This window comes from Agrobacterium sp. 5Ca39, assembly GCF_055382365.1.
This window is the reverse complement of the sequence record NZ_AP026436.1, coordinates 213,209-231,357: the sequence shown is the minus strand read 5'-3', so window position 1 is coordinate 231,357 and position 18,149 is coordinate 213,209. Positions and strand designations below refer to the sequence as shown.

At 58.5% G+C, this 18,149-nt stretch carries 19 protein-coding genes; 1 reads left to right on the top strand and 18 read right to left on the bottom strand.

The annotated features are described in order from the left end of the window. Window position 1 precedes the first annotated feature (1 nt). Both ACZ47E_RS01125 and ACZ47E_RS01120 read right to left on the bottom strand, forming a co-directional pair. On the bottom strand, window positions 2-1,015 hold the full coding sequence (locus ACZ47E_RS01125; protein WP_004440046.1) for a carbohydrate ABC transporter permease: 1,014 nt from the start codon (window positions 1,013-1,015) through the stop codon (window positions 2-4). Between the two features lie 105 nt (window positions 1,016-1,120). Next, on the bottom strand, window positions 1,121-2,482 hold the full coding sequence (locus ACZ47E_RS01120) for an ABC transporter substrate-binding protein (protein WP_278067228.1): 1,362 nt from the start codon (window positions 2,480-2,482) through the stop codon (window positions 1,121-1,123). A gap of 274 nt (window positions 2,483-2,756) precedes the next feature. Here ACZ47E_RS01120 and ACZ47E_RS01115 point away from each other — a divergent pair, with 274 nt between their 5' ends. Beyond that, window positions 2,757-3,782, top strand: coding sequence for a LacI family DNA-binding transcriptional regulator (locus ACZ47E_RS01115; protein WP_004440041.1), 1,026 nt, complete (start codon window positions 2,757-2,759; stop codon window positions 3,780-3,782). Window positions 3,783-3,798: 16 nt separating this feature from the next. Here the strand turns inward: ACZ47E_RS01115 and ACZ47E_RS01110 are convergent, their stop codons facing one another. The 16 genes from ACZ47E_RS01110 to ACZ47E_RS01035 all read right to left on the bottom strand — a co-directional run bounded on the left by ACZ47E_RS01110 (window position 3,799) and on the right by ACZ47E_RS01035 (window position 18,094). Next, entirely contained in the window at window positions 3,799-4,698 is a 900-nt protein-coding gene (locus tag ACZ47E_RS01110; RefSeq protein ID WP_153776645.1) for a bifunctional methylenetetrahydrofolate dehydrogenase/methenyltetrahydrofolate cyclohydrolase, read from the bottom strand. A gap of 77 nt (window positions 4,699-4,775) precedes the next feature. Then, entirely contained in the window at window positions 4,776-6,548 is a 1,773-nt protein-coding gene (locus ACZ47E_RS01105; protein ID WP_464016886.1) for a GumC domain-containing protein, read from the bottom strand. Between the two features lie 114 nt (window positions 6,549-6,662). Next, a complete protein-coding gene (locus tag ACZ47E_RS01100; protein WP_278067226.1) occupies window positions 6,663-7,337 on the bottom strand; it encodes a WecB/TagA/CpsF family glycosyltransferase in 675 nt (224 codons plus the stop codon). Window positions 7,338-7,545: 208 nt separating this feature from the next. Further along, a complete protein-coding gene (locus tag ACZ47E_RS01095) occupies window positions 7,546-8,085 on the bottom strand; it encodes a hypothetical protein (protein ID WP_278067225.1) in 540 nt (179 codons plus the stop codon). Further along, the gene (locus ACZ47E_RS01090) at window positions 8,085-8,453 is read right to left on the bottom strand and encodes a hypothetical protein (protein WP_006698182.1); all 369 of its coding nucleotides are present in this window, start codon (window positions 8,451-8,453) and stop codon (window positions 8,085-8,087) included. The genes ACZ47E_RS01095 and ACZ47E_RS01090 overlap by 1 nt, the downstream gene beginning before the upstream one ends. Before the next feature lie 29 nt (window positions 8,454-8,482). Then, on the bottom strand, window positions 8,483-9,040 hold the full coding sequence (locus ACZ47E_RS01085) for a rod-binding protein (RefSeq protein ID WP_006698183.1): 558 nt from the start codon (window positions 9,038-9,040) through the stop codon (window positions 8,483-8,485). Between the two features lie 115 nt (window positions 9,041-9,155). Then, on the bottom strand, window positions 9,156-9,575 hold the full coding sequence (locus tag ACZ47E_RS01080) for a hypothetical protein (RefSeq protein ID WP_004440029.1): 420 nt from the start codon (window positions 9,573-9,575) through the stop codon (window positions 9,156-9,158). Between the two features lie 14 nt (window positions 9,576-9,589). Next, window positions 9,590-10,345 (bottom strand): flagellar biosynthetic protein FliR, encoded by a 756-nt coding sequence (fliR, locus tag ACZ47E_RS01075; protein ID WP_004440028.1) that lies wholly within the window; start codon window positions 10,343-10,345, stop codon window positions 9,590-9,592. Then, window positions 10,342-12,429, bottom strand: a complete 2,088-nt coding sequence (gene flhA / locus ACZ47E_RS01070; protein ID WP_004440025.1) for a flagellar biosynthesis protein FlhA — start codon at window positions 12,427-12,429, stop codon at window positions 10,342-10,344. Before flhA ends, fliR begins: the two co-directional genes overlap by 4 nt. Before the next feature lie 159 nt (window positions 12,430-12,588). Beyond that, complete coding sequence (locus tag ACZ47E_RS01065; RefSeq protein ID WP_003515115.1) at window positions 12,589-12,855, bottom strand: flagellar biosynthetic protein FliQ; 267 nt, start codon at window positions 12,853-12,855, stop codon at window positions 12,589-12,591. Window positions 12,856-12,904: 49 nt separating this feature from the next. Continuing rightward, entirely contained in the window at window positions 12,905-13,375 is a 471-nt protein-coding gene (gene flgD, locus ACZ47E_RS01060; protein ID WP_004440022.1) for a flagellar hook assembly protein FlgD, read from the bottom strand. Next, window positions 13,366-13,815, bottom strand: a complete 450-nt coding sequence (flbT, locus tag ACZ47E_RS01055) for a flagellar biosynthesis repressor FlbT (RefSeq protein ID WP_004432543.1) — start codon at window positions 13,813-13,815, stop codon at window positions 13,366-13,368. The genes flgD and flbT overlap by 10 nt, the downstream gene beginning before the upstream one ends. Next, window positions 13,812-14,156, bottom strand: a complete 345-nt coding sequence (gene flaF, locus ACZ47E_RS01050; RefSeq protein WP_004440020.1) for a flagellar biosynthesis regulator FlaF — start codon at window positions 14,154-14,156, stop codon at window positions 13,812-13,814. Before flaF ends, flbT begins: the two co-directional genes overlap by 4 nt. Before the next feature lie 34 nt (window positions 14,157-14,190). Next, complete coding sequence (locus ACZ47E_RS01045) at window positions 14,191-15,294, bottom strand: flagellar hook-associated family protein (RefSeq protein ID WP_006698186.1); 1,104 nt, start codon at window positions 15,292-15,294, stop codon at window positions 14,191-14,193. 3 nt (window positions 15,295-15,297) lie between these two features. Continuing rightward, complete coding sequence (gene flgK, locus ACZ47E_RS01040; RefSeq protein WP_278067224.1) at window positions 15,298-16,791, bottom strand: flagellar hook-associated protein FlgK; 1,494 nt, start codon at window positions 16,789-16,791, stop codon at window positions 15,298-15,300. Window positions 16,792-16,813: 22 nt separating this feature from the next. Then, on the bottom strand, window positions 16,814-18,094 hold the full coding sequence (locus ACZ47E_RS01035) for a flagellar hook protein FlgE (protein WP_004440014.1): 1,281 nt from the start codon (window positions 18,092-18,094) through the stop codon (window positions 16,814-16,816). Window positions 18,095-18,149: the final 55 nt, after the last annotated feature.

Here is an 18,149-nt window from a genome sequence, read left to right as displayed (position 1 = left end):
CTCAGCGGCCCTCCATCTCGCGGTTTGCCTGGCGGATGTTCCAGACCATGATCGGGGTGACGGCCGCCATGATGATGAGCGCGATAACAGCACTTCGGCCGCTATCACCGCCGCCGCGGAACATCCAGTCGAACATGAGATTGGCCAGAACCATGGTGTTCCATTGCCCGTTGGTCATGGTCAGCACGATGTCGAAGACCTTGAGCACGAGAATGGTGATGGTCGTCCAGACGACGGCGATAGTGCCCCAGATCTGCGGAACCATGATCTTCCAGAAGATCTGCCAGCCATTGGCGCCATCGATGACAGCCGCCTCGATGGTTTCTTCCGGAATACCGCGCAACGCCGCCGACAGGATGACCATGGCGAAACCGGTCTGTATCCAGATGAGGATGACCATCAGGAAGAAGTTGTTCCAGAAGGGCATGGAAATCCAGACCTGCGGATTGCCACCGAAAAACTCGACGATGGCGTTCAGCAGGCCGATCTGCACCTGACCCTCGGCGCGGTATTCATAGATGAACTTCCAGATGACGGAAGCGCCGACGAAGGAGATCGCCATCGGCATGAAGACGATGGACTTGGCGATGTTGCCCCACCAGATGCGGTCCGTCATGACGGCGATGACGAGGCCAAAGAAGGTGCAGGCGGCCGGCACGACGGCGAGCCAGAGAATGTTGTTAAAGATCGACTGGCGGAAACCGGCGTCGAAAAACGCCCAGCGATAATTGGCGAGACCGACGAATTCACTGCCCGTGCGGTCGTAAAAGGAGAGGATCAGCGTCGCGATGACGGGATAAACCAGATAGACAAGCAACAGGATCAGCGCAGGGCCGACGAACAGCCACGGCCGGACGGCGGCGCGGCGGTTTAAGTTGCGGGATGCGTGAATGACGTCTCCCGAGCGGACGGGAAAGATTGCCTGCAACGCCTTATCGGATAGCCAGTAATAGGCAGCACAGGCAAAAACGCCCGCTACCATAACGCCGATGGCGGACACCAGTTGTTGAGCCATGTTCCCTCCCTGATCCTCTCCGCGCCGCGTTGATTTATGCAGCTGTCGGGCCGTTCCTGCGGAAGAGGCCCGGCAGCGAGCCGCCAGGCCTCGTCTTAATCCGTGTTACTTCAGGCCGTCCCAGGCCTTCTGGATATCGGCGGCGACCTGATCGGCGGACTTGCCGCCGACGAAATCGATCATGCCCGTCCAGAAAGCGCCGGCGCCGATCTTGCCGGGCATCAGGTCGGAACCGTCAAAACCGAAGGTCGTCGCCGTGGTCAGGATTTCGCCCTGACGCTTCATCTGCTCATTGGCATAGGTTTCGACATTCACACCCTTGTACGGCGTCAGGAAGCTGGACTGCGCCATCCACACTTCGTGGGCGATCGGCGTCTGCAGGAATTGTACGAATGCCTTAGCAGCGGGCGCTTCCTTAGTGATGGTGACGAGCGTGCCGGCACCGAGAACCGGCTTGCCGAGGTCAGGCTTTGAGGCATAGGTCGGCATGTAGAAGAAATCCGCATCCGTTCCGACCTTGGTGCCCTCAGGGAAGAAGGAGGGAATGAACGATGCCTGATGGTGCAGGTAGCACTTCGGCGGAATGTCGAAGAGGCCCTTGGGGCTGTCGCGGAAGTCGGTGGAGGCTACGGCCGCAACGCCGCCACTCACATATTTTTCGTTCTTGGCGAATTTGCCGAATTCGTTGATCGCGGCAACCACGGCCGGATCGGTGAATTTAACCTCGTTAGTCGTCCACTTCTGGTAGACATCCAGCGGCTGCGTGCGCAGCATCAGGTCTTCCACCCAGTCGGTTGCCGGCCACCCGGTCGCACCACCGGAGCCGAGACCAATGCACCAGGGCGTGCCGCCATCAGCGACGATCTGATCGGTGAGCTTGAGCAGGTCTTCCATGCTCTCGGGAACTTTATATCCCGCTTCCTCGAAATTCTCGGGCACATACCAGACGAGCGACTTCACGTCGGCCTTGAAGGGGAAAGCGAAATAGGCCTTGTTGCCGTCCTTGCCCTTATAACTGCCGAGATCGACCCAGGATTTACCCGCGCCGTAATTTTCCTCGACCCATTTGGCCGTGTCGTCGCCGAGCGGCACAAGAAAACCCTTGGCGGCGAGATCGGCGAGAAGGCCAGGCTGCGGCAAAATGGCAATATTGGGCGGCGAGCCGGCCTGCGTGTCGATGACGATCTGCTGCTCGTAGTTTTCCGACGAGGAATAACGGACATTCACGCCCGTCGCGTCAGCAAAATAGGCGAGTACGGACTGGAACAAAGCCTCGTCCTCACCACGCCACGGGCCGAAAATCGTCAGCGTCTGGCCTTTAAGGTCAGCATGGGCCGCTTTGAAGTCTTCGTAGCTTTTCCAGTTGAACTTGGCGTCCTGGCCCGGCGCGAATTTCAGCTCGGCGGCAAAGGCCGAACCCGACAGCAGCACGATTGAAGCAGCCGTCGCCAAAAGGATCTTCCGCATGTGATTTACCTCCCATCACATAAAAGGCTCAAAGCGTCCTCTCCAATCAAAGCGCTTTGGCTGCCTATTCATCTCATTGTCATCAAGATGGAGTCAAGAGGCTCTTTATTCGGAAACGCTGCCTAACCTTCGAAATAGTCATATTGATTTAGGAAGGCGGCTATCATTTTCGATTGAGAAAAGCGGATGGGGCTGTTAAAAATCTAAAGCGCTTTGGGAAAATGAGGAGTGGCTTTTGGCCTTTTCCGGGCGCGCGCATGGAGGAATGACAGACATGAACCTGAAACAGCTGTCGCAACTGCTGGGCATTTCGCAGACGACCATCAGCAGGGCGCTCAACGGCTATCCCGAGGTCAGCGCGGAAACGCGCCGCCGCGTCATGGAAGCCGCGGAGAAGACGGGATATCGCCCCAATGCCGCGGCACAGCGGCTGGCAACCGGCAAGGTCGGCTCCATTGGGCTCGTGATGCCGATTGGCGAACATCACCGTTCGGATGTGCATTTCGGCGAATTCCTGAGCGGTCTTGGTGAGGAAGCCTCGCGCAGCGGCTTTCATCTCGTTATCATGCCCACCGAGCCGGAAAAGGAACGCGAAGCCCTTCGCGGGCTCGCCGCTAGCGGCAGCGTCGACGGCATCTATCTCGCTTATATGAAGAATAACGATCCACGCATCGCCATGATGCAGTCGCTTTCCCTGCCCTTCCTCGTGCATGGCCGCTCCATCGGCGTGGAGGAGGATTATCCCTATCTCGACGTGGACAATGAAGGCGCCTTCCGTGATGCGACCCAGCTTCTGCTTCAGCTTGGCCATACGCGCATCGGGCTGCTGAACGGTCCGGAAGGCTATGATTTCACCTACCGGCGCTGTCTTGGGGTGGAAAAGGCGCTGGCGGCAAACGGCCTGGCCTTGCACGCAAGCAATAAGAGACACGGCAGCATGACCGACGAGGAAGGTTATCTCGGCATGGAGGCCCTGCTTTCACGCCCGGAGAAACCGACCGCCATTCTCTGCGCCAGTACCGCGCTCGCACTCGGCGCGATCCGCTCGCTCAACCAGCGAGGCCTGAAACCCGGCAAGGATATTTCCCTTATCGCCCATGACGATGTGCTGCCGCTTTTGAAACCCGATAATTTTTCCGTGCCGCTCACCACCACGCGCTCGTCGCTGAGGGCAGCAGGCGTCCGCGTCGGCCAGCGCCTGATCAACCGTATCAAGAACGACCAGACGGAGCCGTATCAGGAACTCTGGAAGGCGGAACTGGTGGTGCGCGCCTCGACGGGGCCGGCTCCGAAAGCGTAGCCGGCCGTTTCAACGCCTAGAACTTCGGCGCCGCCAGGCCTTCGGCGCGATGAGCGGCGATGACGGTGTTGGCCATCAGCATCGCGATCGTCATCGGGCCGACACCACCGGGAACAGGGGTGATGGCCGCGGCAACGGCGCTTGCTTCATCATAGGCGACGTCGCCCACCAGCTTCGTCTTGCCTTCACCCTTTTCGGGTGCGGGAATGCGGTTGATGCCGACGTCGATGACGGTCGCGCCGGATTTCACCCAGTCACCCTTCACCATCGCCGCGCGGCCAACCGCCGCCACCAGAATATCCGCCGTCTTGCAGATGCCGGCCAGATCCTTGGTGCGCGAATGCGCCATCGTCACAGTGGCGTTGGCATTGAGCAGAAGCTGGCCCATGGGCTTGCCGAACAGGTTGGAGCGGCCGATGACAACGGCGTTCAGGCCGGAAAGGTCGTCTCCGTGAATGCCGCGCACCAGAAGCATGGCGCCTGCGGGCGTGCAGGAAATGAGACCGGTGGCAAGATCGCCGGTCGCGAGCTTGCCGGCATTCAGCACGCTCAGGCCATCCACGTCCTTCTCAGGCAGGATCGACTGGATTATCTCGTCTGAATTGAAATGTTTCGGCAGCGGCAGCTGAACCAGAATGCCGTGGATGGAGGCATCGGCGTTCAATTCGCCGACCAGCTCCAGGAGGTCAGCCTGTGTGGTTTCCTCCGGCAGCGTGTGCTGGATGGAATTGAACCCGCATTGCTTGGCCATCTTGCTCTTGGAGTTCACATAAGCGTGGCTGGCCGGATCATTACCGACGATGACGACCGCGAGACCGGGCTTGACGCCCTTTTTCGCCTCAAGCGCTTCTGCCGATGCGCGGACCGCCTCCGTTACCGAGGCCGCCTTCGCCTTCCCGTCAATCACAACTGCCATGCGTCCTGCTCCTCATGGGTTACGTAGGCTCCGTATGGTGCCCCCGTCGCAGGAATGCAAGCTAAAATGCGGCGTTTTCAGGCGGTTTTGCGGTAGTCTTCTTGGTGGTCGGCATAATCGACGAGACGCTCCCTCAGGAGCGCCAATTCCCGTCGCAATTCCATCAGCTCCTCCGCTTCCGCCTGGGCATGATCGGCGTGGCCGGCAAGCGCATCAGCCAGCAGCGGCGGCAGCGCGGACGGTGCCTGACCGGCGATCCCAACCGTGCGGTTGCCCATCAGAACCTGCCTTACACGCTCGTCGAGCGGCATGCGCTCATCGTCGTTAACCGCACCGGCGTAATAATCGGCGAAGCTCTCCTCGTCGTGGCCAGCATCCAAGCCGGCCGTTTCGGCATCAGGAGATTGCAGATCTTCGAACACAGCCGGTTCGATTGGCTCGAATTCCGAAAATTGCGCGGGTTCCTCCTCGGGGAGCCGGATTGCCGCTTCCGGTTCGAAGGCGGAGGCATCCTGCTCTTCCTCGTCATGGCGACGGTACGTCAGAAGATAGAGACTGCCCAGCAATCCGATCAGGCCGCCGCCGCCCGCCATCATGGCGGCCTGGGCGAGATCACGCGATAGTTCTCCCGGACCTGCCTTTTTCGCGAGGCGGGTCTCAAGGGCAGGCGTCGCAGCAGAGGAGAGATCGCGGCGTTCGCTCGCCTCCAGATAGATGTTTCTCGCCGTTTCGAGCTCCCCCTGCAGTCTGGAGAACTCTCCCGGAGCAACACCGAGACCATTCAGGCGATCAAGGTTCTTTTTCTGCTCGGCTTCAGCATCGGCGATCTCCTCAGCGAGGCGCTTCTCGTCCGCTCGCAGTGCGTCGAGCAGTTGGCGCAATGCTGGAGCAGCGAGTGCCTGTACGGCATCCACCGCGTTCCGCGCGGCGATGTGTCGGGGATGTTTCGGGCCGTAATCGACCGAGATGCTGGAAAGCGCCATACTGGCGGCGGCATGTTTCTGCCTGATATCCTCGAGTGCAGAAAAGGCGATGCCGGAGGGAAGCGGTTTGGAGAACAGATCGTTGGGTTTCAGGGCCGAAGCCGCCGCCAGATCCGCCTGCAGCGACTGCTGTTGTCGGGTCGCCGCGGTGATTCTGTCGTTCACGTCACGCAATTGCTGCTCGAGCTGCTGCACCTCGGTCACCGCATCGCCATGGCGCATCTGGAAACCGCTTAGCGCCGCCTCGGCCTCGTCCATCCTTGTCCGCGCCCGCTCCATCTCCGGCATGGCGGGCGTCATGGTACCGGCCTTGCCGTCCGCCATGATACGCATCGAAAGATAGTCGGTAAGCCGCATGGCCGCTTCTGGCGTCGCAGCCCTTGAAGTCACGATCAGCGTCGTCTCGTCGGGCGACAGTTCAAGCCCTATCCCATCTCCGACCGCGCTGTTAAGCGCCTCACGCGGGGAGAGCGGACGCGCATCCGCGCCGGTCAGAAGATCGACAAGCAGGTGAAATTCACCCTGCTTGCGAACGCCGACCAGATCGGCAGGCTTCAGCTTGAGATCGCTGCTGATCCGGTCCAGCCCGCCAGGTGAAAGCAGGGTGCGCCGCGCCATCGCCAGAAAGCGGGTCGCATCTGGTGCATCATAAGCGGTCTGTGATACCTCGATCTGCGCCTGCGAAACATAGCCGCGAAAACCGGAATCAAACAGCAGCAGCGGCAGGGCTGCGCCGGTTACCGTGGCGGCCGCGACGCATCCGGCGGTCAAAAGCCGAAGACAATGCCTGCGCCACTGCGACGCGGGCGCGGCAATCTCATCCCCTTCCGGGCGGGTCGCCGTCATATCTGGACTGTGATCAACCATCTGAAGCCGTCTGCCACCTTCGCCGCCGCCCGCGGACGGACAGCTGTCAAAACCTTACGAGAGGTTAAAGGATCGTGGCAAACAAATGGTTAACGGACCTTCGCCGAACTCGCCTCAGCCCTTGCCGAGAGCGATATGCCAGGGTTCGGCGCAAAGGCTGTAAAGCCAGCTCATATGCAGCCTGCGGAAGATTTCAGGCATGCCTGCCACTTCGGACGATAATATCTTGAAAAGCGGCCCGACTGCGATGGCGACTCGCGCGTCCTCGCGGTTGACGGTGCGATGCAGCCACATCTCCTGATTTTCCTTCGTCATTCCCGCCAGCAGCATATCCACTTTCACGCCGGACGTCTCGCCGCTCAGCATGACGAAGTCGTGCCAGGGCGCATGGCTACGCAGCTTGGCAAGAACGACACCCAGCTGGGCTGCATCGTCACCCGCAACGCCGATCCGTTTCGGTACTGCCATATAGGTGAGGAGCGCCATGACAAAGGCAACGCCATCGATCACGACCGGCAGAGGCTCACCATGTGCGCGCCGCGCGGCAGCGTTCAACGCCTTGCCCTGCGGGAAAAGCAGGCAGCTTTCGAGGACCTGCCGATAGCTGATGTCCTTGAGTGAAAGCTTTGCCTTTTCAAGGGTGAGAAATGAGAGCGACGTGTGGCCCTCAGAGGCGGAAGCCCTGTCGCTCACATGTTCCAGCGCTGCGTTCCAGTCGAGGTCGCAGAAGTGCAGCCCGTAAATGTCCCGCTGCTGTCCCGGTCGTGCAAAACCCGTCGTTACGTTCATACCCAGCCCCCGATGCAAGCCCCGCCCGTCACGCGCAGGTTTCTGCGGGTTCGCGGTTCATGGACCGTTTATACATGTGCTGGTTGAATTTACGCTGAAAGCAATCAATAGAATTCCAAGGCCCACGCGAAGGAATGATTAACCACGTGGATCACGCGACCGTCCCTTGCCTCTGGCCATGCCGAAGGCACGAAGCGGGGCGGCGCTATCAGTGGCCTGGCGCGGCGGCTGCTTCCTTGCCGGCGTCGGCTTTTTCACCTTCGACGATCTTGATGGAACGGGGTGTTCCATTCCCATTCTGCTCACGAATGTCGGCTTTGGACAGATAATCGAGTTGCTCGATCAGCACGTCCTCGACCACCTCGTCATCGAGCCTCTTGTTCAGCCCCTCGCGGATGCGCTGCTTGAAGGCGTAGGGATCGAAGGTAGAGATATTGGCGATGTTGACCATGGAAGAACCCGCCAGGAGCGTGAACAGCTCATCGGTCATCAACTGGGTTGCCGGCAACTCGATTTTCGCCATCTTGTCCTTGTCGACGCGCAGCGAAATGCGGCTTAGGAAATAACCGTTTACCCCGCCATCATTGATGACGGGAATGGTGATGCTTTCGCCCTTGACCAGTTGCAAGCTGGCCTTTTTTGCGCCCGCCTCATCCGGCGCTGGCGCCGTCGCCATCTGGACGGAGAAATACACCGCGCCGAGCGTGACGGCGCAAACCCAGACGCCGGTGAGAAGAAGCTTCAACATCAGGAGGCTGCGCCGTACATGAACTGTTCCTGGGAGTAGGTACCATCCGTGTCGGCTTCCTGGATTGCGTTCTTCAGGAGGTCGGCGACCGCACGAACTGCATTCAGATGTGCCTCGACGCGGCTGGCATTGGTGGCGAGCTTGGACTTGATGCCCTTGACCTGCTCCATGTAACCGGCAGCGATTTCCTCGCGCGGGGTATCCCGGAACAGCATCGTCAGCTCATAAAGGCACCGGCTCTTATGGGCATTGGAGACCTTGAAGTCGAACCGCGGGTCCTTACCGATATTGTCGTTCTCATGGTCGATGATCATTTCAAGGCGGCCGAGAACGGATTGGATACGGTGGTCGTTCGACATAAGGTCCATGCTTGTCTCCTCGTTAGGGTTTTTCATTCTCAAGCCTCGTCCGTTTTCTCATTGGAAACGCCGAGGACCTGCCGCTCGAACTCCGCCACCATCCGAATTGCAGCATTATGGTCTTTTTCATTCATCGATACGTCGGTTATGCCTTTGCTTTCGGCCTTCCGAAGCGCATCCTTGTATGCCTGCTCTGCAATGCCGACACCGCCATTTCTGGAGATCGTGTCGGCAAACTGTTCGGCCATCATGCTCTTCCAGATTTCGCCGGCATTACCTTTGCCGTAAACTTCCTCGCTGTCTTTCGGCAGCATGTTGGCTACGAAGGTCTGGAGGACAGAGGCCTCATATTTGCGATATGTTTCAGGAATTTCGGTGCGAGCCGCGCGAATATTCGTATTGCCAAGGCCCGCCTTCGAGGAGGCGCCATCCAGCATATCCACCGCGGCGCCAAAGCCCTTGCCGGCATCTGCAAGGCTGGTTGCGGCAAAAGCCGCCTTATTGGCCTTGAGTTTCTCCTGGGCAACCTGGACTTCCTGGGGGTCCGCAGCACGCACCACATCCATCACCAGATCACTTATAACCGATATCGCCACGTCCCGATCTCCCGAGCTGACGAACGCGCGGCACGAACCGGCACGTTCACCCAATCAAGAAACATCGCTTTAGGCGTCCTCAAAAAAAACGCCCGCGATGCAACAATGGAGCAGACTATGAATCGCCAACCTTGCTGGAGGCTGGTGTCCGGGAAGCATTCGTAATTTCTAACAAATCATAGATTGCATTGTCGTCGGCCTCACGATCCTCGAGATCACGGGCCAGGTGCATCCTGTCCTCCAGCCTGTCGGCCTTGGTTTTTTCTTTGAGCACCCTGTTTTCCTGCAATTGCTGCACGCCGGAGAGCTGACGGTCCTTGACGACCAGACGGCCGTAGCGATCCGAATAATGCCTCGAGAATGTCTGATGCACCGGCTCCATCGAACTCATGGCTTCCAGCACGCTGTCCATCGATTGCGCCACCTCGCTTCGCGTGCGGGTGGTGTCGGCCAGTTCGACCTCGGCCATTTTTTCCATGTGGCGCTGGACCGTGACCAGACGCTTGAGTTTCTCCGACCGCTTGTCTGAGGCCACCGCGTTTCTCCCGATCAAAAGCCGATGAAGACCGGGCCGAAGCCATCCACGAACTGGCGGATGAGGGCCGCGACCGACAGATAGAGCATGAAGATGCCGCCGGCGAGAACAAAGGGCGTCGATATGAAGTAGACGGGGATTTGCGGTGCAAGCTTGTTGATGAGGCCGACCGCGACGTTGAACATCAGACCATAGATCACGAAGGGGCTAGCAAGCCGAAGCATGATCGAAAACGACGCCCTCAGCGTGTCAGTCAGCGTAATCAGCATCTTCTGGCCGCTGATGAGCGCGCCGACCGGCGTGGCGGTATAGGAATCCACAAGGGCCTTTAGGACGATGTGGTGAAAATCCAGCATGAACAGCACCAGCAGTCCGCCGAAGGTGATGAAGTTGGATATCTGGTTTTCCTGGGCGTCTTCGATGACATCGGCGCCGCCGGGCGCACTGAGGCCGACCGATGCGCCGATAAGGGCGCCGGTGAACTGAAAACCAAGCGTGTAAAAGCGCGCGATCAGCCCGTACATCGCACCGATCGCGATCTCCGTGGCGATGAGGCCGACGACAGTGCCCTGATTCGCGCCGGAAATTTTCGGATAGATCGTATCCCATAACACCGGCAACAGGGCCATGGACACAGCCACACACAGCAACATGCGAATCTGCGGCGAAATGCGCGAGCTGGAAAAGCCCGGCATGGTCATGAAACAGGCGCCGATACGGCAGATGGCAAGGAACAACGCGATAATGGTTCCCTGCGGGTCGGTTATCATGAAATGGCGCCCAGGATCTTGATCTCCAGCCCCTTGGCAAGTTCCACATGCGAGAGAACCGGCAGGGTCGCGAAGAGTCGCTCGATAATCATGCGCACATAGGACCGCGTTTCCGGTGAGGTTACAAGCACAAAGGGCAGGCCGCGATCCATGAATTCACGGATAACTTTCGACGCCTGTTCGGAAAACTCCTCGAGATGGCGGGGATCGATATCGAATTCGACGATTTCGCCCTTCTGGTCGCGCTTGAGCGCCTGATGGAAGACCATGTCCCACTTGTTGCCGAGACGCAGGACGCGGAGTACACCATTGTCGGCCAGATCACCGCAGAGCTGCTGCGACATGCGCACCCGCACATGTTCGACGATCTGTTCCGTCTTGCGCACATGCGGCGCAAGTTCGGCGACGGCTTCGAGAATGAGGTGCAGGTTGCGGATCGACACACGTTCGGCAAGCAGCAGTTTCAGCACGGCCTGCAGGCCGGAATAGGACATGTGCGACGAACAAATCTCGTCGGCGAGCTTCTTGTATTCGGGATCCAGCCTGTCGATTAGTATCTTGACGTCCTTGTAGGACAGAAGCTGCGGCAGATTGTTGCGAATGACTTCGCTCAGATGCGTCAGCACCACGGAGACGTTATCGATCGGATGGAAGCCTTCGCGCTTGAGATCCTCGGTGAAGGTTTCGAGGATCGATACGGCCGGCATGCCGAAAGCGGGTTCGCGGATTTCATCGCCCGGGATGCTCGGCTTGCGCCCTGCCCCTGTCACGACGAGAACATCTCCGACGCGCAGATTGCTCGATGCGATGGTCGTGCCGTGAACGCGGATCTGATAGGCCTTCTCCGGGATCATGATGTCGTCGGAAACCTTGATCTCCGGCACGACGAAACCGTATTGCGTTGCGAATTTCTTGCGCATCTTGCCGACGCGGAAAGCCAGTTCCTGATGCGCACCGAGAAGGCGGGTCGAAACCTGTTTGCCGAGCGCCAGTTCGATCTCGGCGGTTTTCAGAACCTGCTTGACCGAGTCTTTTTCCGCCTCTGTCGTCTGGAGAATCTTGCTTTCCTCCTCCTGGCGACGAAGCGCGCTTTCGGCTTCAGCCTGGCGCGGAATATACCAGCTGCCGAACGCCATGATGCCACCGAGGAACATGAAAGGCAGGAAGGGCAGGCCCGGAATAATGGCAAGCAGGCCCATCAACATGGCAGAAACCATCAATGCACGCGGATAACCGCTGAGCTGATTGACGACCGCCTGATCCGTCGACCCCGCCGTGCCGCCACGCGACACGAGGAGGCCGGCTGCCAGCGATACGATGAGGGCCGGAATCTGCGAGACGATACCGTCACCGACGGAAAGCTTGACGAAAACATCGGCCGCTTCGCCGATCGGCATGCCGTGCCGGAAATAACCGATGATGATGCCGCCGAAAATATTGATGGCGGTGATGATGAGGCCCGCAATCGCATCGCCGCGGACGAATTTCGAGGCGCCGTCCATCGAGCCGAAGAAAGAGCTTTCCTCTTCCAGCTCGCGGCGGCGGCGCTGCGCCTCCTTCTCATCGATGATGCCGGCGGACAAGTCCGCATCGATCGACATCTGCTTGCCGGGAATGGCGTCGAGGGTAAAGCGTGCGCCAACTTCAGCGATACGCGTCGCACCCTTGGTGATGACGATGAAGTTGACGGTGATCAGGATCAGGAAGACGATCAGACCGATAACGAAATCGCCTGACATGACGAGACTGGAGAAGCCGGCGATTACACCGCCGGCCGCCGTCGGACCCTCATTGCCGTGCGAGAGGATGACGCGCGTCGTCGCGATGTTCAAAGACAGGCGGATCATGGTCGCGATCAGCAGCACCGTCGGGAATGACGAGAAATCCAGCGGCCGTTGGATCCAGAGCGCCACCATTAGGATGAGGACCGAAAGCGCGATGGAAAACGCCAGGCCGATATCCACCAGAACGACCGGAATGGGCAGGAACAGAACGCAGAGGATCGCCACGATGCCCAGTGCGAAACCGATGTCACGCGTGCTCGGACTGACCTTGGGCAAGGAAATGACTGGTGGTTGCGCCATAAATTTCGTCCTGTCTCTTCATGAGAAGGGCGACGGAAAAGCCGCCGCACGGTTCCGCGGCATCGTTTCGCGAAATCGCTCACGCAATTCGGCCCGATGCTTCAACCTATCCCTAGCCGCCGAAGCTTGCGCGAGGATGGCATCCTGGCCGGATCGATATCAGAAGCCCGATTGCACGCGTGAAAAGACGAGATTGGAAAAAAGCGCTATCTGCGCGCCCACAAAGGGGGCGGCAACGCCGAGGACAATCATGATCGTGACGATCTTGGGAACAAAGGTCAGCGTCATTTCCTGAACCTGCGTCAGGGCCTGAATGAAGGCGATGGCGACACCGACGATCATCGCGGCGAGAACCGCAGGACCGGCCGCGACGAGAACCGTCCACACTGCCGCCTGCATGATATCAAGCGCATCGGCCTCGTTCATCGTCGCATCCCTCGTTCCGGAAAGGCGGCATTATACCGCCTTATCAATATCAGGAACCAGCTGGCGTATCCGAATCGGTTCCGCTATCAGATTTATCCGTGATCGGACCGTTGGAGAAGGTCACACCGGCCTGCAGCAGCACCTTGTCACCAGCTTCGGTGATGGCAACGACGCCGTCTGAATAGACTTCGACTTCCTTCACCACGCCCGTGACGGTATCGTCGGCGCTCTTTACCGTCTTGCCGACCAGATCCGACGCACGGGTCAGTGCTTCGGCCTGCAGCATGCTCTTCAGATGGGTGTTCGTCTTGATGGTCTGCTCGACCTGCGAAAAGCTTGCAAGCTGCGACATCTGCTGACCAGCATCCATCGGGCTGGTCGGATCCTGGTTCTTCATCTGGGCGATGAGGAGCTTCAGGAAGCTGTCATAGTTCAGCGAGGCCGCGTTCTTGTCGTTGCTGCTCGCCCCGGCATTCGCCCAGGGGTTTGCCGCCGCCGCATTGACTGCATCTACCGCCATGGTGCGATCTCCTTGCGAATCTGTTCGATCGTTGCAGGGGTCATTTCCTGATTGTTGAGGATTTTCTCCTCGATCGGGTAAAGGCCGCGGATGGCCTTCAGCGCTTCGAAAGCCTTGCCGGAGGCAACCAGCCCGTCGATGCGCTTGAGCTCCGCCAGGACCTCGTCATGCTGGAAGCAATTCAAGAGCATGCTCACGGACTTGCGGAACATGTTGGTGGACTGTTCCCGCCCCTCCGGATTGATGAGAATCATCTGCGCGATGAAATAAAGCTGTCTCAGCGGGGTGGTAGCCTGGTCGGGCTGCAATACGTGGTTCTCGAGCAGGAACGTGACATCGTTCAGGAATTCCAGCGCCACCTTGCGATCCACACGCAGAACTGCGCCGTTGATGAAAATCTTTTCGCCCGACTTCAGCGAAATTCGAAGTGTACTTTTCATTTCAGTCCATCCCTGATGATGGTTGTCACGTCAATTATGCCCTGGAAATTCGTCGACTGACGTTTCCGGATCAGTTCGCACTCTTTCAGTATCCAGATCGCGATCGAAATCAGATTGGCCCTCAGTTCCATGGCCAGTTGATTATCCGGCTGCTTGAGATCCTCAATGAAGCGGATCCAGACCCGTCGAGTGTAAAAAAGTGCTTCGATCGTGTGCCGCTGAGAAGAGGAGTCCTTCGCCTCCGCAAGCAGTTCGATCGATTTGGTCAACGCCTGTCGCTCGCGGTCTTTCGCGTTGGCGACACCATCCTCCATGATTTCGGCGTAGGAAAACTGGTACATTCATGTATCCTTTATCTGCCGCCACCCCTGTTCATCAGAGGTAGTTCACCAGACTCATTTTTTGCAGACGCGACGTGAGGCTGTATGCGATCTCAATCTGCTGCTGCAGCAGATCGAGACGGGTCTTCGCCTCGTAGGTATCGATCCCCTCGATATCCAACAGATGTGTTTCGATGATCTTCTTCTGGGCAGCCAGAGAGTCATTCGACTTTTTGACGCGCTCCTGCGAAAGGCCAAGACTGCTTGCCTGCTGGTTCAGCCCACTGATCGCCTTGCCGATAGTCGTCACCGACTGGGTGGCGACCGCCTCGCGGACCGTGCTCGAAACATTGTCCTTGAGGAAGGTCATCGCCGTGATTGCCGTCATCGCGAAGTAACGCATGCCCTGCGAATTGCTGTTGGTCGACGTTTCGACCACTTCGTTCTGGCTGATCCGGCTCGTCATGTTGGTATCGCTGGCGTTGGAACCGAACCTCGTCCAGAAATCGACATTCTGTCCCACAGCGAGACTGCTGTGTGGCGGGTTGGTTACGGTCGTCGTACCGTTGAATACGCCTTCCATATGCGTCATGAAGGCGTTGACCTGATCTTTGGACAGGTCCGAGATACTCCCCACGGCCGGCGTCTGTGTCGCCATGAAATGGTTCAGTTCGGCGTCATAGGCGGCTTTCAACGGCGAACCGTCGGCGAAATAGTCCTGGACCGGCTTCACATCCGTATTCGTACCGGAAAACAGATACTCACCATCTACGGCCGTATTGGCAAAGCTGGTGAAATTGTTGAAGGCGATCGTGATTTTCTGGTTGACGGTGGCAAGCGTGGGCTGCTCGCTGCTCGTATTGGGCACCAGAACATTGAGGATTTCCTGGGCGGCCTTTGCCATACCGTCCAATGCGGTCTGCGACGATTCAAGACGCTGTGTGGCGAAGGAGTTGACCGTAACGAGCGAGGAAATCCGCTCCACGTCCCTGTTGAGATCGAGGCTGCGGGCCGTGTTGGCACCCAGCGTCACACCAAGATCCGCGTGCTTGCCCGTTGTCAACTCGGTATTGAGATTCGTCATCTCAAGCTGAGCCTTGAGGATGGTGCTGCGCATGCTGTTCTGCATCGCCAGCGATGAAATGAATGACGTTTTCATCCTTTACCTCACCATGTCCATCAAGGACTTGAGCATTTCATCAACGGTCGTCACCAGTTTCGTGGCCGCCTTGTAAGACTGCTCGATATCCATGAGCAGCGACAGCTCCTCGTCCAGGCTAACCGCCGTATTGTTCGAATAGGATGTCGCAGAGCGCTCATAAAGCGCGCTTTTCGCTTCGTTTGCCGAAGTCGCACCGGACCGTTCCTGTTCGAGCCAACCCATCGAGTTGGTGCCGTATTTCAGGATGCTGGTATTCGTATCGATACGTGTCGACGCGGCGAAATTCATGGGCGCGTCGAATGCGGTCACATAGCTGTCGATCAGAGCGGAAAACCCGGTTCCGCCCGTAGCTGCGGGATTGACTATATAAGCGGTACCGTTGATGCCGCCGTCGCGCAACAATTCCGGATTGCCACCTTGCGAAATAATTAACGCGGAGTTGACGGTAATGGTCGCAGCGAGCCCCGGGACGACGACGCCGGCGGGAGGAATCTCGCTCGTTGCGGTTGCCGTCGACCAGGTGAAAAGGCCGGGCTTCGCCGTCAGAGGCGGCGCAGGCGGCGCCGGCTGGGTAATCGGCTTTTCCGCAAACATCGTGATCAGGCCGCGCGCGATTTCGTCGAGCTGGCTCTGCATGGTCGGCGCAAGTTCATCGCGAACCTGCATCAAACCCTGAAGCGATCCTTCCGCCGTCGTGTTGCTGCCGCTGCCGGCCTTGAGCGCCACACCGTCCACATAAATCGCGTTGCCGGTGGTCGTCGCGTCGTAGCCCGGCTGCGCCTTGAAGGTTACCGGACGCGGTACGATCTCGAACAGCGTGGCGCCGTCGGTCGTGTAAAGCGCGACGTCATTATTCGGGCGGTTGACGACATTGATGCCGATGATGGACGAGATGTCCTTCAGCAAGGTCTCGCGCTGATCGAGTGCGTCACTCGGATCGCCGCCGATCGCTGTCTGCGCCTTGACCTCGTTATTGGCTTCCTCGAATTTCGCGAGCAGGCCGTTCAGCTTGTCGACCTGAAGGGAGATTTCTTTGTCGGCACGCAGACGCATCGCCTGCAATTCGGCAGACGCCTTGTTCAATGAGCTGGCGACATCCGCGGCGGAAGTCACGGCCGTTGCGGCAAGAGCAGCATTGCTCGGCTTGGCGGCATAGCCGCTAAGGCTCTTGAGCAGTTCCTTCATGTAGGTGGACGGCGCGCGCTCGTAGTCGTTGCCGCCGAAAATGCTCTTCATCTCCTCGAGACCGGTCAGAACAGTGTTCTGCCCGGTGGCCAGCGAGGCGCTGGAAATCGTCTGCCTGAGAAGACTTTCATTCTGGGCACGGCCATTGGAGACGATACTCGCTCCGGCCATGGTCGTGCCGAGAATGGCGGTTCGCTTGACGTAGTTCGCATTGCCGACATTGGCAATGTTTTTCGAGGTAACGTCCGTCTGCTTACCTGTATTATTGAAAATCGACTGCGCAGTATTCATTGCTGACGTGAGCGACATTCATCTGTCCCCGTAGGAATTACTATCTCTTCAGATTGATCAGGACGTCCATCAAATCCGATCCAGTCTGGAAGACCTTCGAATTCGCGGTATAGATGCGCTGGGATTCAATCATGTCGGTGAGTTCGCTGGCGATATCGACGTTCGAGCCTTCCAGCGCGCCCTTCTGGACGTAACCAAAGCTGCCCGATTGCGGGAAGCCGATGGTAACGACACCGGACTCGTTGCTCGGAAGATAAACGTTGCCGTTCTGCGGGCTCAGGTTGTCGACGCTCGGCACGGTGGCCAGCGCCAGCTGGTAAATGTTGCGGCGGCCGCCATCCTGGTAAACTGCCGTCACTACGCCATCCTTGCCGATTTCGACATCCTTGATCTGGCTCGGACCGTTACCGTTCAGGATCGCCGTGCCGGGCGTGAACTTCGACGAAAACTGGGTCATGTCGGACAGGTCGATGTTGATCGCCTGCGCCACGCCGCTGTTGTTGTCGTCGATGGTGATGGATTTGGGAGACGTAGTCGTCAGCTTGTTGGTCGCAGGATCGAAGGTCAGCGTGACGCTTTCCTGCACAAGGGATGCCGGCGCAGTCGCCGTATAGGGGAAGCCACCATTGGTCGACTGATCCTGACGGTAGACCGCCACTTCCCAGGTGTTGTCACCAGTCTTGGTATAATAGAAGTCGTAGAGCACCTTCGCGCCGCCGCTATCGAATGCGGTCAGCGAAGTCTTGTTGCCGAACTTCGCCGTTGCGGAGTTGGTGCTGGGGAGCGACGCCGCCGCTACGGCCGTATCGTCGCGATTGAGGTTGGCCGGGAAGCTTCCCTGCGTGGAGGGCGATGCCGTCAGGCCGAAATTGTTGACGTTAATGGCTTCAAGACCTGTGAAGCCGTTAACGACGGCAGCCGGCGGGTTGGAACCGTAGGGGTAACCCATCAGCTGGAAGCCAGCGGCGTTTTCCAGATAGCCTTCCGAGTTTTTCACGAAAGAGCCGGCACGGGTGAGATAAGGCGTGCCTGCACCATCCTGGACAACGAAGAAACCGTTGCCCTGAATGGCAAGGTCAGTACCCGAGGTGGTGTAGGAGAGGTTGCCCTGCTCCGAAATGCTGTAGCGAACGTTGGACTGCACACCGCCGGAAGCGTAGCTGCCCGACGAGGAGGGCAGAACGAGCGACGAGAACGACGTCGATGCACGCTTGTAACCGGTGGTGCTTGCGTTGGCGATGTTGTCGCCGACGGTACCCAGCTTGTTCGCCTGTGCATTCATGCCGGACACGCCGGTTCGCATAGTGCCGAAAATACTCATTCAAAAACCCTCGTGGTCATCTTTCAAGGAGAAGGTAAAGCGTTTGGCTTGCGTG